This is a genomic window from Roseateles terrae (genome assembly GCF_014192155.1).
Classification (GTDB): domain Bacteria; phylum Pseudomonadota; class Gammaproteobacteria; order Burkholderiales; family Burkholderiaceae_C; genus Roseateles; species Roseateles terrae.
Window position 1 is genome coordinate 373,604 of sequence record NZ_JACHXO010000003.1, and the last position, 13,994, is coordinate 387,597.

At 64.6% G+C, this 13,994-nt stretch carries 14 protein-coding genes; 4 read left to right on the top strand and 10 right to left on the bottom strand.

The annotated features are described in order from the left end of the window. Nucleotides 1–21: 21 nt before the first annotated feature. Together FHS28_RS10890 and FHS28_RS10895 are read left to right on the top strand one after the other, a co-directional pair. On the top strand, nucleotides 22–705 hold the full coding sequence (locus FHS28_RS10890; RefSeq protein WP_184294573.1) for a helix-turn-helix domain-containing protein: 684 nt from the start codon (nucleotides 22–24) through the stop codon (nucleotides 703–705). 98 nt (nucleotides 706–803) lie between these two features. Beyond that, entirely contained in the window at nucleotides 804–1,334 is a 531-nt protein-coding gene (locus FHS28_RS10895) for a hypothetical protein (protein ID WP_184294575.1), read from the top strand. A 73-nt stretch (nucleotides 1,335–1,407) separates the two neighbouring features. Here FHS28_RS10895 and FHS28_RS10900 read toward each other — a convergent pair whose 3' ends face one another. The 9 genes from FHS28_RS10900 to glpD all read right to left on the bottom strand — a co-directional run bounded on the left by FHS28_RS10900 (nucleotide 1,408) and on the right by glpD (nucleotide 10,935). Continuing rightward, nucleotides 1,408–2,388, bottom strand: coding sequence for a lipase family protein (locus tag FHS28_RS10900; protein WP_088452750.1), 981 nt, complete (start codon nucleotides 2,386–2,388; stop codon nucleotides 1,408–1,410). Next, a complete protein-coding gene (locus tag FHS28_RS10905; protein ID WP_088452748.1) occupies nucleotides 2,385–2,978 on the bottom strand; it encodes a hypothetical protein in 594 nt (197 codons plus the stop codon). Before FHS28_RS10905 ends, FHS28_RS10900 begins: the two co-directional genes overlap by 4 nt. Nucleotides 2,979–3,258: 280 nt before the next feature. Then, a complete protein-coding gene (locus tag FHS28_RS10910) occupies nucleotides 3,259–4,971 on the bottom strand; it encodes an ABC transporter substrate-binding protein (protein WP_375140734.1) in 1,713 nt (570 codons plus the stop codon). A gap of 135 nt (nucleotides 4,972–5,106) precedes the next feature. Then, the gene (locus tag FHS28_RS10915) at nucleotides 5,107–5,415 is read right to left on the bottom strand and encodes a DUF2160 domain-containing protein (RefSeq protein ID WP_088452744.1); all 309 of its coding nucleotides are present in this window, start codon (nucleotides 5,413–5,415) and stop codon (nucleotides 5,107–5,109) included. A 14-nt stretch (nucleotides 5,416–5,429) separates the two neighbouring features. Next, nucleotides 5,430–6,242, bottom strand: a complete 813-nt coding sequence (locus FHS28_RS10920; protein ID WP_088452742.1) for a carbohydrate ABC transporter permease — start codon at nucleotides 6,240–6,242, stop codon at nucleotides 5,430–5,432. After that, nucleotides 6,235–7,119 (bottom strand): carbohydrate ABC transporter permease, encoded by an 885-nt coding sequence (locus FHS28_RS10925; protein WP_088452740.1) that lies wholly within the window; start codon nucleotides 7,117–7,119, stop codon nucleotides 6,235–6,237. The genes FHS28_RS10920 and FHS28_RS10925 overlap by 8 nt, the downstream gene beginning before the upstream one ends. After that, nucleotides 7,116–8,243, bottom strand: a complete 1,128-nt coding sequence (locus FHS28_RS10930; RefSeq protein WP_088452738.1) for an ABC transporter ATP-binding protein — start codon at nucleotides 8,241–8,243, stop codon at nucleotides 7,116–7,118. The genes FHS28_RS10925 and FHS28_RS10930 overlap by 4 nt, the downstream gene beginning before the upstream one ends. Further along, entirely contained in the window at nucleotides 8,243–9,313 is a 1,071-nt protein-coding gene (locus FHS28_RS10935; protein ID WP_088452736.1) for an ABC transporter ATP-binding protein, read from the bottom strand. The genes FHS28_RS10930 and FHS28_RS10935 overlap by 1 nt, the downstream gene beginning before the upstream one ends. Further along, nucleotides 9,304–10,935, bottom strand: coding sequence for a glycerol-3-phosphate dehydrogenase (gene glpD / locus FHS28_RS10940; RefSeq protein WP_310736771.1), 1,632 nt, complete (start codon nucleotides 10,933–10,935; stop codon nucleotides 9,304–9,306). Before glpD ends, FHS28_RS10935 begins: the two co-directional genes overlap by 10 nt. A 130-nt stretch (nucleotides 10,936–11,065) precedes the next feature. Here glpD and FHS28_RS10945 point away from each other — a divergent pair, with 130 nt between their 5' ends. Next, nucleotides 11,066–11,830 carry a DeoR/GlpR family DNA-binding transcription regulator gene (locus tag FHS28_RS10945; RefSeq protein ID WP_088452732.1) on the top strand — a complete coding sequence of 255 codons (765 nt, stop codon included), beginning with the start codon at nucleotides 11,066–11,068 and terminating at the stop codon, nucleotides 11,828–11,830. 41 nt (nucleotides 11,831–11,871) lie between these two features. Continuing rightward, complete coding sequence (gene glpK / locus FHS28_RS10950) at nucleotides 11,872–13,365, top strand: glycerol kinase GlpK (RefSeq protein WP_088452730.1); 1,494 nt, start codon at nucleotides 11,872–11,874, stop codon at nucleotides 13,363–13,365. Between the two features lie 44 nt (nucleotides 13,366–13,409). Here the strand turns inward: glpK and FHS28_RS10955 are convergent, their stop codons facing one another. Then, nucleotides 13,410–13,988 carry a TMEM165/GDT1 family protein gene (locus FHS28_RS10955; RefSeq protein ID WP_088453135.1) on the bottom strand — a complete coding sequence of 193 codons (579 nt, stop codon included), beginning with the start codon at nucleotides 13,986–13,988 and terminating at the stop codon, nucleotides 13,410–13,412. Between the last annotated feature and the right edge of the window lie 6 nt (nucleotides 13,989–13,994).

Consider the following 13,994-nt stretch of genomic DNA (forward strand, 5'->3'; position numbering starts at 1 on the left):
GCGGTCTTCCGGGAGAAATCGATGAGCACCCTGTCCGCCACCGCCTCGCCCTCCACGCTGGAGCGGCAATTGATTGAAGGCATTCAGTTTGCGCTTGAGGATCTGGCCCGCAGCCTGGTCGCTCGTGTCACTGAGCTGGTTCAAGAACAGCTTCATGGCACTCGCATGTCCGCCTCGAAGTCGCGCCAAGCGCTTGCAGAGGCGGTGGCCAGTCAAATGCCCACCATGCTGGAACAGGAGTTCATGGCTCGGCTGCTGGGCAATGACCCGTCCGCGCGCCAGCACCGCGCCGTGCTCTCTCACGTACTGTCTGCGGCGGAGGTTCAAGCGGTTGGAGCCGAGTTCTCTCCGTTGCGCCTGCCGCCCCCTCAGAGTCATGAACGCAACCGGCCCGACGAAGCAAGCACGCCGCCTGCGGCCGATGCAGAGCAGGCTGAGGAACTCACCAGTGAGGCCGCTGCCAAGCTGCTCCATGTGTCCCGCACCCATCTGAACACGTTGGCTGACACCGGAGCCCTCGGACGCATCCGGCGGACCGAGGGGGGCCATCGGCGCCTGTTGAAAGCTCACGTGCTGCGTTACCTTGCAGAGACCCAGGATCGGCAACTCCAGGGGCTGGACCAGATGATCGCGGCCACGGATGCACTTGGCATGTACGAAGAGGAGGCAAAGGTACTAAGGCCCCAACGATCCAGACGCCGCTGAAGCCCATGCCACAAGAACCGCCTCCTGAATCCGCCGATTGCCCTCGAGTCGCGTTAGTCGATGCCAACGTTCTCTTCGCACCTCGTCTGCGAGATCTGATGATCCACCTTCACATGGCGCGAGTGATCCATATGCATTGGACGCGCGACATTGAACGGGAGTGGACTCGCAACGTGATTGGGAAAGGAAAGGCCGATCCTGGTGCCGTCGCCCAATGTCTGGAGGGCATGCGGCTCGCTGTTCCGGGTTGGGAGGTTTCAGGCTATGAGCGGCACATCGAGCGCTTCGATGCGATCCACCCGAAGGATAGGCACGTCGCAACAGCGGCGTTTCAGTTGGCCACGGGAGACTGGTCAGGTCGAACAGTCGGCCTGATCACCAAGAACCTGCGCGATTTCCCAGCCCGCGCTTTCGCGTCCACAGGCGTACGCCGCCTGGCGCCGGGTCCCTACCTGGACCGGCTCTATGACATGGCACCAAAGGCTCTCCAGGCGGTCGACGAAACTTGCCGCCAGAAGCTGCGCCGACCTCCGGTCGATCCGCAGAGCTACGTCGACATCCTCATACATCACCAGTGCAGCGCATTGGCCAGGGCTATGGCCCGCGTCTGGAGCGTTCGTTCGCCCTGAGCGCACGCAAAAAAGCCGCGTGGCTCCAAAGGCCCACGCGGCTTCGTGTCAAGCAGCGATGTCAAGCGCTGCCTCAAAGGAACACGGTGTCCAGGTGCCTCGCTGAACCCGCTGATTTTTCGGCGCTTCCGCGCTTCACCACAGATCCGAACCCAATCGTGAACGGGAGCGGCGGCGCTCCGAGCAGTGAAAGATAAGTGTCGGGCAAATGCTGGTGGAGATTCTCGAGCACGTAGGCCACCAGTTCACATGACACTTGGGGAGGCTGAACGACGCCCTGCAAGGGCAGCGGCGTACCCACAGGGGTGTAGCCGTAGCCGACAAGACGCGCAGCGGTCAGCGCAAGCAGGGCGTCAACCAGTGCGCCTCCCTTTGGTTCCGGTTTGTAGAACCCAACCGTTCCAAGGACGTCATTCCAACCGTAGGACACCGTGTCCAGCGTGTTGAAGCACCGCACCACTCGGCCGTCGAGTGGCGTTCCCGGCCCGAAGAGCGCGGCGAAAGCCGCGTTGCCGGGCGTCATGCCAGCGAAGCTCATGACGCGAGGGAGGGGCGCTGCAGGCAGGCTGGACAGCCACAGTCCAAGTACCGGCGCCAACGTGCCGCCGAGACTGTGACCCGTGATCCAGACGTCATCTGCGCTTGCTAGCTGACTGAGGTAGTCCTCCAGCGTCTTTCCGTCGGCACCCACGATCGCCTTCAGCGACGAAAATCCTTCAAATGTGCCACCCGATACCTGTGCGCCGCTGTTTTGCGCATTCGGCCAGTCATGCATGGGTCCGAAGGGACTGTCCTGGTTTGCATCGTCCCAATAGGCCGACGAGAGCGGGTCTGGATAAGTGCCCCGGATGGCCACGACGATCGCCCCCGTCGACCGACTTGTCGCCACATAAGCAAAGTTTGGCGGGGCAGTGTCTGGGCTCGCGGCAGGCATCCAGACCACGCTCCAATCGCCAGGCTCGCCGATGCCATGCACATACCCAGGGATGTCCTCCGGCCAGCCATAGGCGATTCCTGCCAGCGTCATCAGCAGCCCTGGGGTGGGGGCGCTCATGACTTGGGCCCCAGACGGGCGTCGTCGGAGGACAGCATCACGATCGGACCGCCTTGTATGGGCAGCGCGTAAGCCGACTCGTCCACGTCCAGGAGATTGCCGTTCGAATCGTAGTTGTTGAAGACCTGTCGAACAGTCGCGTTGCAGAACAGCTGCGTCGATGCGCTGGTTGTTGGGAAGATTTGAATGGACCCTCGTGCCTGGGCAGAAGACTGCGGGGTACCTCCCACCATCTCCACTTTGCTCATGTCGCTCGGCGGTGTGAAGATGTACTGCACACCGAAGATCACTGTCTGACCTTGGCTAATAGGCACCCCCACGAAGCCGTTGTATTGCTCAATGAACTGGCTCGCAGCAACCTGATTGATGTTGCCGGACGCATCAATGTAATTCGCAAAGAGTGAAATTGATTGATCTGACGACTGAACTACAAAATTCGGCGTTGCCACGTAATAGTAGACGCTGACAGTGGTGTCGGCCCCTCCAACGTTGGTGATCTGCAGAAATGTGCCCTGCTGAACGAACGGGACATTGGGAACGCCAGGCGCAAGAGGCTGAGCAATGACCTCGAATGAACAGATGTAAGCCATGATTCACCATCCTTCCAATCCAGTTAAAGGAAATGGAAGGATTCAGCGTAATGACAGGGCTGTCATCACCAATATATTGGACAGGCAATCGAATACGGCACAGTCGATCGTTAATGGATGATTTCAATGATTCGACTGGCATTTCCTCGCATTGCATGCCCCTATTGGCAGCTGGGCGCTGGACGCGTTCCGGAATTCTGATGAAAACCGACTCAGAATTGAAAAAAGCCGCGTGGCCCCAAGGCTCACGCGGCTTCGTCTCAAGCGACCTTGCTGATGGTCAGCGCACGCGGCCTTCCTTCCAGGCGCTGATCAGCTTGTCATAAGCGATCGTTTCGCCCTTGGGCTTCTCGTTGGCCAGCTTGGCCCACGGCGCGCCCTTGTCGGACAGCCACTTCTTCGGATCTTCCTTCTTGTTCAGCTTCGGCGCGCACTTGGCCATGCCGGCACGCTCCAGACGGGCCATCACCGAATCCATTTCGTCGGCCAGCGTGTCCATCGCCGCCTGCGGCGTCTTCTCGCCCGTGACGGCCTGGGCCACGTTCTTCCACCACAGCTGCGCCAGCTTCGGATAGTCCGGCACGTTGTTGCCCGTCGGGGTCCACGCCACCCGGGCCGGGCTGCGATAGAACTCGATCAGACCGCCGTACTTCGGCGCATTCTTGGTGAAGTAGTCGCTGCGGATGTCGCTGTCGCGGATGAAGGTCAGACCCTGGATGCTCTTCTTCAGGCTCACCGTCTTGGCCGTCACGAACTGCGCATACAGCCAGGCAGCGGCTGTGCGGTTCGGGTCATGATTGGCAAAGAAGGTCCAGCTGCCCACGTCCTGATAGCCGTTCTGCATGCCCGCCTTCCAGTACGGACCATTCGGGCCGGGCGCCATGCGCCACTTCGGCGTGCCGTCCGCATTCACCACCGGCAGGCCCGGCTTGGTCATGTCGGCCGTGAAGGCGGTGTACCAGAAAATCTGCTGCGCGATCTGCCCCTGCGCCGGCACCGGACCCGACTCACCGAAGGTCATGCCCGTGGCTTCCTTCGGCGCGTACTTCTTCATCCAGTCCACATACTTGGTCAGCGCATACACCGCAGCCGGCGAATTGGTCGCGCCACCGCGGGAGACCGACGCGCCCACCGGCGTGCACTTGTCGTCCGCCACGCGGATGCCCCATTCGTCCACCGGCATGCCGTTCGGGATGCCCTTGTCCGCCGCACCGGCCATCGACAGCCAGGCATCGGTGAAACGCCAGCCCAGCGACGGATCCTTCTTGCCGTAGTCCATGTGGCCGTAGATGGGCTTGCCGTCGATGGTTTTCACATCATTGGTGAAGAACTCGGCGATGTCCTCATACGCGCTCCAGTTCAGCGGCACGCCCAGGTCATAGCCGTACTTGGCCTTGAATTTGTCCTGCAGGTCCTTGCGGGCGAACAGGTCGGCACGGAACCAGTACAGATTGGCGAACTGCTGGTCAGGCAGCTGATACAGCTTGCCGTCCGGCGCCGTCGTGAAGCTGGTGCCGATGAAGTCCTTCAGGTCCAGGTCCGGATTGGTGAATTCCTTGCCCGCACCGGCCATGTAGTCGGTGAGGTTCATGATCTTGCCGTAGCGGTAGTGGGTACCGATCAGGTCCGAATCAGAGATCCATCCGTCGTAGATGCTCTTGCCCGATTGCATCGAGGTCTGCAGCTTCTCCACCACATCACCCTCCTGGATGATGTCGTGCTTGACGGTGATGCCGGTGATCTCGGTGAAGGCCTTGGCCAGCACCTTGCTCTCATACTCGTGCGTGGTGATGGTCTCGGACACCACCGAGATTTCCTTCACCCCCTTGGCCTGCAGCTTCTTGGCCGCTTCGATGAACCACTTCATCTCGGCCAGCTGCTTGTCCTTGGCGAGCGTGGACGGCTGGAATTCGCTGTCCACCCACTTCTTGGCTTCCGCCTCACCGGCCCAGGCGCTGTGGACCCCGAGGGCCAGCAGGGCGGCCACGGCCAGCGCGGAATACTTGCTCTTGTTCACGCTTGTCTCCTTCTTCTCATTGAGCATCCCCCGATGAGGATGGATCACCGGCTCCGGGGGAGATGGAGCCGAATCCCGAATACCACTCCGACTACAGCGACCGGTGCCCGCTCACCCCTTGCGCAGGATGAGCGCCAGCACCAGCATCGACACCACCAGGCTGATCCACACGCTGGGCTCGGCCTCCAGCTGGAACCAGCCCATCATCTTCTCGCCCAGGCCCACGAAGGCCAGGTTCAGATACGCCGCCACCAGGAGGCCGATGAAGAGACGGTCGCCACGCGTCGTGCGCAGCGGCAGCCAGCCTTTGCGCAGCGTCGTCGGCGACTTGATCTCCCAGATCGTCATGCCCACCAGCATCAGCACCACGCAGCCGAAGAACACGGCCACCGGCAAGGTCCACACCATCCAGTCAAACATTGTTCATTCCCTCCTCACACCCGGCCCATGGCGAAGCCCTTGGCGATGTAATGCCGCACGAACCAGATCACGATCGCGCCCGGCACGATGGTCAGGGTGCCGGCAGCGGCCAGCGTCGCCCAGTCCATGCCCGAAGCACTGACGGTGCGGGTCATCGTCGCCACGATCGGCTTGGCATCCACGCTGGTGAGCGTACGAGCCAGCAGCAGCTCCACCCAGGAGAACATGAAGCAGAAAAAGGCGGCGACGCCCACACCCGCCTTGATCAGCGGCAGGAAGATCGTCAGGAAGAAACGGGGGAAGCTGTAGCCGTCGATATAGGCGGTCTCGTCGATCTCACGCGGAATGCCGCTCATGAAACCTTCCAGGATCCACACGGCCAGCGGCACGTTGAACAGCAGGTGCGCCAGCGCCACCGCCAGGTGGGTGTCCATCAGGCCCAGCGTGGTGTAGAGCTGGAAGAAGGGCAGCAGGAACACCGCCGGTGGCGTCATGCGGTTGGTCAGCAGCCAGAAGAACACATGCTTGTCGCCCAGGAAGCTGAAGCGGCTGAACGCATACGCGGCGGGCAGTGCCACGCTGATCGAGATGGCCGTGTTGATGGCCACATAGATCATGCTGTTGATGTAGCCGCTGTACCAGGCCGGATCGGTGAAGATTGTCCGGTAGCTGGCCAGGGTGAACTCCCGCGGCCACAGGCTGAAGCTGGACAGGATTTCCTCGTTGGTCCGGAAACTCATGTTGACCATCCAGTAGATGGGCAACAGCGCAAACAACAGATACAGGACCAGGAAGATGCTTCGCTTCTTGAAACGGCGCTCATCCATGGGCGGCCTCCGACTGCTGTGACTGCCCCAGTGACTGCATCCAGTTGTAGAGGATGAAGCACAGCAGCAGGATGATGAGGAAGTAGATCAGCGAGAACGCCGCCGCCGGGCCCAGATCGAACTGGCCGACCGCCTTCTGCGTCAGGTACTGGCTGAGGAAGGTGGTGGCATTGCCGGGGCCGCCGCCGGTGAGCACAAAGGGCTCGGTGTAGATCATGAAGCTGTCCATGAAGCGCAGCAGCACCGCGATCATCAGCACGCCCCGCATCTTGGGCAGCTGGATGAAGCGGAACACCGCGAGCTTGCTGGCGCCGTCAATGCGCGCGGCCTGGTAGTACGCATCCGGAATCGAGCGCAGACCGGCGAAGCACAGCAGCGCCACCAGCGGGGTCCAGTGCCAGACATCCATCACCAGCACGGTGAGCCAGGCATCGGTGGCATTGCCGGTGTAGCTGTAGTCGATCCCCAGCGCCTGCAGACCCGCGCCGAGCAGGCCGATGTCGGCCCGGCCGTAGATCTGCCAGATGGTGCCCACCACGTTCCAGGGAATCAGCAGCGACAGGGCCACCAGCACCAGCACCGCCGAAGCCTTCCAGCCCTGGGCCGGCATGGACAGCGCCAGGGCGATGCCCAGCGGAATCTCCACCAGCAGCACCGCCAGCGAAAAGCCGAGCTGGCGCAGCAGCGCGCCGTGCAGTTCTTCATCCCGCATCACCGCGGCAAACCATTCGGTGCCGACGAAGACACGCCGCTCCGGCGAGATGATGTCCTGCACGGAATAGTTCACCACCGTCATCAAAGGCAGGATGGCCGAGAAGGCCACGCAGATGATGACCGGCAGCACCAGGAACCAGGCTTTCTGATTGACTGGTTTCATGGGGTGGTCTCCTTGAGCACCGGCGCGGTGGACGGAATCAGCTGATCGTCCGCGCCGTAGAAGCAGGTGTGGGCATTCAGGACCTGCAGGCCGATATGGGCGCCCACCACGGGGGGCTGCGCCTGGGCAGGCAGGCGGGCCTTCATGACCTGGTCGCCCAGCGACGCCGTCAGCAGCCAGTAGGTGCCCAGGTCCTGCACCTGCGTCACGGTGGCATCCAGCACGCCTTCAGCGCCAGGTTCGGCCAGCGCGAGGTACTCGGGACGCACGCCCAGAGTGAAGTCCCGCAGCTGAGCGATCGCCGCTTGCGCCACGCCCTGCGGCAGCCGCACCGACTGACCCGCAACTTCCAGCAGCCCCTCCGGATGGAAGCGGCCGGGCAGGAAGTTCATGCCCGGGGAGCCGATGAAGTGACCGACGAAGCGATGCTGCGGACGCTCGAACAGCGCAGCAGCCCCCCCGACCTGCACCGCACGGCCACGGGTCATCACCACGATCTGGTCGGCGAAGGTGAGCGCCTCCACCTGGTCGTGGGTCACGTAGATCAGCGTGAGCTTGAGCTCATGGTGAATCTGCTTGAGCTTGCGCCGCAGCTGCCACTTCAGGTGGGGATCGATGACGGTCAACGGTTCGTCGAACAGGACCGCCGACACATCCTCACGCACCAGGCCGCGGCCCAGCGAGATCTTCTGTTTGGCATCGGCCGACAGTCCGGCCGCACGCTGGTTCAGCTGACCGCTGAGTTCCAGCATTTCGGCGATGCGACCGACGCGCGCGCGGATGCGGTCCGGCGCCACGCCGCGGTTGCGCAGCGGGAAGGCCAGGTTGTCCGCCACCGTCATCGTGTCGTAGATGACGGGGAACTGGAACACCTGCGCGATGTTGCGAGCCTGCGGCGTGAGGCCGGTGACGTCCTTGCCGTCGAAGCTGACCGTGCCCTGCGAAGGCTTGAGCAGGCCGGAGACGATGTTGAGCAGCGTCGTCTTGCCGCAGCCCGACGGGCCCAGCAGCGCATAGGCGCCGCCGTCCTCGAAGGTCATGCGCAGCGGCAGCAGCGCGTAGTCGTCATCGCTGCGCGGGTCGGCGCGATAGGCATGCGCCAGATCCAGATCGATGCGAGCCATCAGCGGCCTCCCCGACGCTCGGGCGCCCGCGTGAGCAGGCCGGCAGCGTCAAACACGTGAACCTGCGAGGCCTGCAGGTAGAGGGTCAGCGGCGTTCCCAGCTCGAAGTCATGCACGCCGGTGAGCTGGGCCACCAGGTCGCCAACTTCGCTGCGCACATGCACGAAGGTGTCGCTGCCGGAAATCTCCGCCAGCTCGACCTGACCCTTCAGCGCCACATCGCCCGGCTGGGCCTGCACCCGCAGCGCATTGGCACGCACTCCCACGGTGACGGCGCCCTGGCCGGGCAGCATCAGGTCCAGGCCCGGCTGCAGTTGCAGACGGTCCCCCCGGCCCTGCGCCAGCAGCAGATTCATCGGCGGATCACTGAAGGCCCGCGCCACCCGCAGCGATGCAGGCCGGTGGAACACGTCCGCCGTCGGGCCGTATTGCAGCAGCTCGCCGGCGTCCATCACCGCCGTGTAGCCGCCCAGCATCAGCGCTTCCGCCGGTTCGGTGGTGGCGTAGATGACGGTCGAGTCCCCCGCGGCGAAGAGCTGGGTCAGCTCGTCGCGCAGTTCTTCGCGCAGCTTGTAGTCCAGGTTCACCAGCGGCTCGTCCAGCAGCATCAGCGGTGCCTGCTTGGCCAGGGCCCGCGCCAGCGCCACCCGCTGCTGCTGGCCGCCGGAGAGCTGCGCCGGCAGCTTGTCCAGATGCATCTCGATATGCAGCTTGCGGGCCAGCTGATCCACCCGGTCACGAACGCCCGCGCGGTCCAGCTTGCCGCGCAGCTTCAGCGGCGAGGCGATGTTGTCCCGCACCGTCATCGACGGATAGTTGATGAACTGCTGGTAGACCATGGCGACGTCCCGCTGGCGGACCGGCCAGCCGGTCACATCGGTGCCATCGACTTCGATGCGCCCTTCGGTGGGCCGATCCAGGCCCGCCATCAATCGCATCAGCGTGGTCTTGCCGGCCTGCGTCGCGCCCAGCAGCACGGTGACCGCGCCGGGTGTCGGACGCAGGTCCAGCGGATAAAGGAATGGCTGAGCCCCGACACGGTGGCTGATACCGTGCAGACTCAGCTCCATGACCTGTCTCTTTGCATGTTGTTGTTGTCAGGGAGGGTGGGAAGGGATGGCTGGCGGAACCAGTCCTCCACCGCGGCGCGCTGCGCCTCGGTGAAGTGCAGGCCCAGCTTGCTGCGACGCCACAGCACATCGTCGGCCGACTGCGCCCATTCTTCTCGGACCAGATAACGCAGTTCGGCTTCGTGCAGGCCCGGAGCGATCTCCGGACCGAGGTCGTTCAGGTTCTCCGCGCCGCCCAGCACCCGGCCGACGCGGCCGCCATAGGCGCGCGCCAGACGGTGCGCCAGGGCCGGTGGGAGCCAGGCGTGGCGTTGCCCGAGGGCGGTGAGCAGGCGCTGGAAGTCGGTATCGGGGCGCTGGGGAGCGCCGATCCATTCATGCAGGTCACCGCCCGGCAGATGGGCTGATTCGGTCCAGGCCTGGCGACGGTCGCCCAGCATCTGGCCGACCATGTCGGCCGCATCTTCGGCGAGCTTGCGGAAGGTGGTGATCTTGCCGCCCCAGACGCTCAGCAGCGGCGCGCCGCCGTCCGAGTGCGGCTCCAGCAGATAGTCCCGGGTGACCGCGGACGGGTCGCCGGAGGCATCGTCCAGCAGCGGGCGCACGCCGGCATAGCTCCACACCACATCATCGGTGGTGATGGGCTTGGCGAAGTAGCGGCTGGCCTGCTCGCAGAGGTAGGCCACTTCCTTGGCCTCGATGGTGGCGCGGCCGAATCCGGCGAGTGCATCGGCAGGCAGTTCCACATCGGTGGTGCCGATCAGGGTGAACTCGTCTTCGTAGGGGATGGCGAAGATGATGCGCTTGTCGGGGTTCTGGAAGATGTAGGCGTGGTCATGCTGGTAGGCCTGGCGCACGACGATGTGGCTGCCCTTGACCAGCCGCAGGCTCTTGGTGGCCAGCGCTTCGGTTCCGGCCGACTGGGCATGCTCGCGCAGGAAGCTCTCCGCCCAGGGGCCGGCGGCATTCACCAGCGCTTTGGCTCGTACGGTGAAATCGCCCGTCGGGCCGCGCAGCGTCGCAAGCCAATGGTCCGCCTGGCGGCGGGCCGAGACCACCGTGGTGCGGGTGTGCAGGCTGGCGCCCTTGTCCCGCGCATCCAGCGCATTGAGCAGCACCAGCCGGGCGTCATCGACCCAGCCGTCGGAATAGACGAAGCCGCGGGTGTACTGCGCCTTGAGCGGCGCCCCCAGCGGCGACTGGCGCAGGTTCACGCCGGTGGAGCCAGGCAGCACTTCGCGCCGGGCCAGATGGTCGTAGAGGAACAGGCCGATGCGGATCATCCAGGCCGGGCGCATCGCTGCGTCATGCGGCATGACAAAGCGCAGCGGCCACATGATGTGCGGCGCGCTGCGCAGCAGCACCTCGCGCTCCTGCAGGGCCTTGCGCACCAGCGAGAACTCGTAATACTCGAGATAACGCAGGCCGCCGTGGATCAGCTTGGTGGAGGACGACGAGGTGTGGGCGGCGAAATCCGAGGCCTCTGCCAGCACGACCGACCAGCCGCGGCCGGCGAGGTCACGGGCGATGCCGGCGCCATTGATCCCTCCGCCCACCACCAGCACGTCACAGGACGCGGGCGGAGCGGAGCCTTCGAATGCAGCAGCAGGACTTGCGGTCACGGCGTCTCCTGGCGCCTCCAGCGGAGACGCGCTTGTGTTCTTCTTTTTTCTTTTTAGCGCGCTTTGCCGCGTTTCCGACCAGGGATAACCCGGTGTTGTGTTCGTTTTGGTTCGCTTTAGTCTGCGCGCCATGAATCCGAATCCCCGGCAGAACGATCTGCTTCAAGAGGTGCGCGCCCGCGGCTCGGTGAGCGTGGAAGCGCTGGCCGAGCGTTTTGGCGTCACCCTGCAGACGGTGCGGCGCGATGTGCAGCGCCTCGCCGAGGCGGGCCTTGTGGCGCGCTTTCATGGCGGGGTGCGGATACCCTCCTCCACCACCGAGAACATCGCCTACCGGCAGCGGCAGGCGATGCAGGCGGACGGCAAATCCCGCATTGCCCGCAGCATTGCGGCCCGTATTCCGCCGGGCTGTTCCCTCATCCTGAACCTGGGCACCACCACCGAAGCGGTGGCGCATGCACTGCTGCATCACCAGGGACTGCGCGTCATCACCAACAACCTCAACGTGGCCACCATCCTGAGCGACAACCCCGATTGCGAGCTGGTGATGGTGGGCGGCTCGGTGCGTCACCGGGACCGCGGCGTGGTGGGCGAAGCGGCGGTCGACTTCATCCGCCAGTTCAAGGTGGACATCGGCCTGATCGGCATTTCCGGCATTGAATCGGACGGCAGCCTGCGGGACTTCGACTACCGGGAAGTGATGGTGGCGCGGGCCATCGTCGAGCATTCCCGCGAGGTCTGGGTGGCTGCCGATGCGACCAAATTCAACCGCCCGGCCATGGCGGAAGTGACGCGCCTGCCGCAGATCGACGCGCTTTTCACCGATGCCCGCCCGCCCGAGCCCTTCCCCGGCCTGATGACCGACGCCGGCGTCGAGCTGGTGGTGGCAGACTGAGCTGCGGTCGCCCCTCACAGCAACATCAAGAGACAAACACCATGACCTACCTGCTGGCCCTGGACCAGGGCACCTCCAGTTCACGATCGATCGTGTTCGATGCGCAAGGCCGCATCGTGGCCATGGCCCAGCGGGAGTTCCGACAGATCTATCCGCAGCCGGGCTGGGTGGAACACGATGCCCACGAAATCTGGGACACCCAGTTGGCCACCGCACGGGAGGTGTTGGCCAAAGCCAACCTGTCGGCCAGCGACCTGAAGGGTCTTGGCATCACCAACCAGCGCGAGACCACGCTGGTGTGGAATCGCAAGACCGGTCAGCCGGTCTATCACGCCATCGTCTGGCAGGACCGCCGGGCGGAGCCGCAATGCGCAGCCCTGCGCGAGCAGGGCCACACCGCGATGGTGCAGCGCAAGACCGGGCTGGTGATCGACGCGTATTTCTCCGGCACCAAGCTGCAGTGGATCCTCGACAACGTGCCGCAGGCGCGCGAGCAGGCCGAGCGCGGCGAGCTGGCCTTCGGCACCATCGACAGCTGGCTGATCTGGCAGCTGACCCATGGTGAGGTGCATGTCACCGACGTCAGCAATGCCGCCCGCACCATGCTCTTCAACGTGCATGAGAACCGCTGGGACGACGAGCTGCTGGCACTGCTGCGCATTCCGAAGTCGGTGCTGCCGCAGGTGCATCCGTCCTCGTTTGAATTCGGTCAGGCGGCGGCGGATCACCTCGGCGCGCCGGTGCTGATCGGCGGCATCGCCGGGGACCAGCAAAGCGCCCTCTTCGGCCAGGCCTGCTTCGAAGCCGGCATGGCGAAGAACACCTACGGCACCGGCTGCTTCATGCTGATGCATACCGGCGGACGGTTCCAGACCAGCGGCAACGGCCTGATCACCACCAGCGCCGCGCAGCCCACCACCACGCCGCAGTTCGCGCTGGAAGGCAGCGTCTTCATCGGCGGTGCGGTCGTGCAGTGGCTGCGGGATGGGCTCAATGCCATCAAGGCCAGCGGCGAGGTGCAGGGCCTGGCGGAGAGCGTGCCGGATGCGGGCGGGGTGATGTTCGTGCCGGCGTTTACCGGCCTGGGCGCGCCCTACTGGGACGCGGAGGCGCGCGGCGCCATTGTCGGCCTGACGCGCGGCTCGACGGTGGCCCACATCGCGCGGGCGGCGCTGGAGAGCATCGCTTTCCAGAGCGCCGCGCTGCTGCAGGCGATGAGCCGCGATGCGGTGTCCGCCGGCGGCGCGCCGGTGAGCGAGCTGCGGGTGGACGGCGGCGCCTGTGTGAACAACCTGCTGATGCAGTTCCAGGCGGACCTGCTGGGCATTCCTGTGGTGCGCCCGAAGGTGATCGAGACCACTGCGCTGGGTGCCGCGTACCTGGCGGGCCTGACCGCCGGCGTCTATCGCGGCACGTCGGACATCGGCAAGAACTGGCAGACCGAACGCACCTTCCTGCCCACCATGTCGCGCGACCGCGCGGAGCAACTCATGACCGATTGGGAACGGGCGGTGCGTCAGGCCTGCACCCGCTGAGCCGCCGCAGCGGGCGGCTCATGAATGCGTCAGTCCTCGCCGGATCAGACGCCGAGCGACTCCCCCGCCCCCAACAGCGTCGCCACGCCCAGCACCGCGAAGATCACCGCGGCGATGCCGTGCACCAGACGGACTGGCAGCTTGTGCGCCAGCTTGTCGCCAATCAGCACCGCCGGCACGTTGGCCACCATCATGCCGAAGGTGGTGCCAGCCACGACCGGCCACAGGTCATTGAAGCGGGCGGCCAGGGCCACGGTGGCGATCTGCGTCTTGTCGCCCATCTCTGCCAGGAAAAAGGCCACGATGGTGGTGCCCAGCACGCCCAGCTTGAAGCGGCCGCCGGTCTCTTCGTCGTCGATCTTGTCGGGGATCAGCGTCCAGACAGCCATGGCGATGAACCCCACGCCCAGGACCCAGCGCAGCACCTGTGGCGAGACCTGATGGGTGATCCAGGCGCCGATGGCCCCCGCGCAGGCGTGGTTGACCAGCGTGGCGATCAGGATGCCGAAGATGATGGGAATGGGACGCCGGAAGCGGGCAGCCAGGATGAAGGCCAGCAGCTGGGTCTTGTCGCCGATTTCGGCGAGGGCCACGAGGCCGGTGGAGATGAGGAAGGCTTCCATGAACAC

Excerpts from the sequence above, each read along its gene's own strand:
- FHS28_RS10920 (WP_088452742.1), bottom strand. The coding sequence starts at position 6,242 with ATGGATGAGCGCCGTTTCAAGAAGCGAAGCATCTTCCTGGTCCTGTAT.
- FHS28_RS10935 (WP_088452736.1), bottom strand. The coding sequence starts at position 9,313 with ATGGAGCTGAGTCTGCACGGTATCAGCCACCGTGTCGGGGCTCAGCCA.
- FHS28_RS10945 (WP_088452732.1), top strand. The coding sequence starts at position 11,066 with ATGAATCCGAATCCCCGGCAGAACGATCTGCTTCAAGAGGTGCGCGCC.
- FHS28_RS10900 (WP_088452750.1), bottom strand. The coding sequence starts at position 2,388 with ATGAGCGCCCCCACCCCAGGGCTGCTGATGACGCTGGCAGGAATCGCC.
- FHS28_RS10890 (WP_184294573.1), top strand. The coding sequence starts at position 22 with ATGAGCACCCTGTCCGCCACCGCCTCGCCCTCCACGCTGGAGCGGCAA.
- FHS28_RS10905 (WP_088452748.1), bottom strand. The coding sequence starts at position 2,978 with ATGGCTTACATCTGTTCATTCGAGGTCATTGCTCAGCCTCTTGCGCCT.
- FHS28_RS10930 (WP_088452738.1), bottom strand. The coding sequence starts at position 8,243 with ATGGCTCGCATCGATCTGGATCTGGCGCATGCCTATCGCGCCGACCCG.
- FHS28_RS10925 (WP_088452740.1), bottom strand. The coding sequence starts at position 7,119 with ATGAAACCAGTCAATCAGAAAGCCTGGTTCCTGGTGCTGCCGGTCATC.
- FHS28_RS10895 (WP_184294575.1), top strand. The coding sequence starts at position 804 with ATGATCCACCTTCACATGGCGCGAGTGATCCATATGCATTGGACGCGC.
- FHS28_RS10915 (WP_088452744.1), bottom strand. The coding sequence starts at position 5,415 with ATGTTTGACTGGATGGTGTGGACCTTGCCGGTGGCCGTGTTCTTCGGC.
- FHS28_RS10955 (WP_088453135.1), bottom strand. The coding sequence starts at position 13,988 with ATGGAAGCCTTCCTCATCTCCACCGGCCTCGTGGCCCTCGCCGAAATC.
- glpK (WP_088452730.1), top strand. The coding sequence starts at position 11,872 with ATGACCTACCTGCTGGCCCTGGACCAGGGCACCTCCAGTTCACGATCG.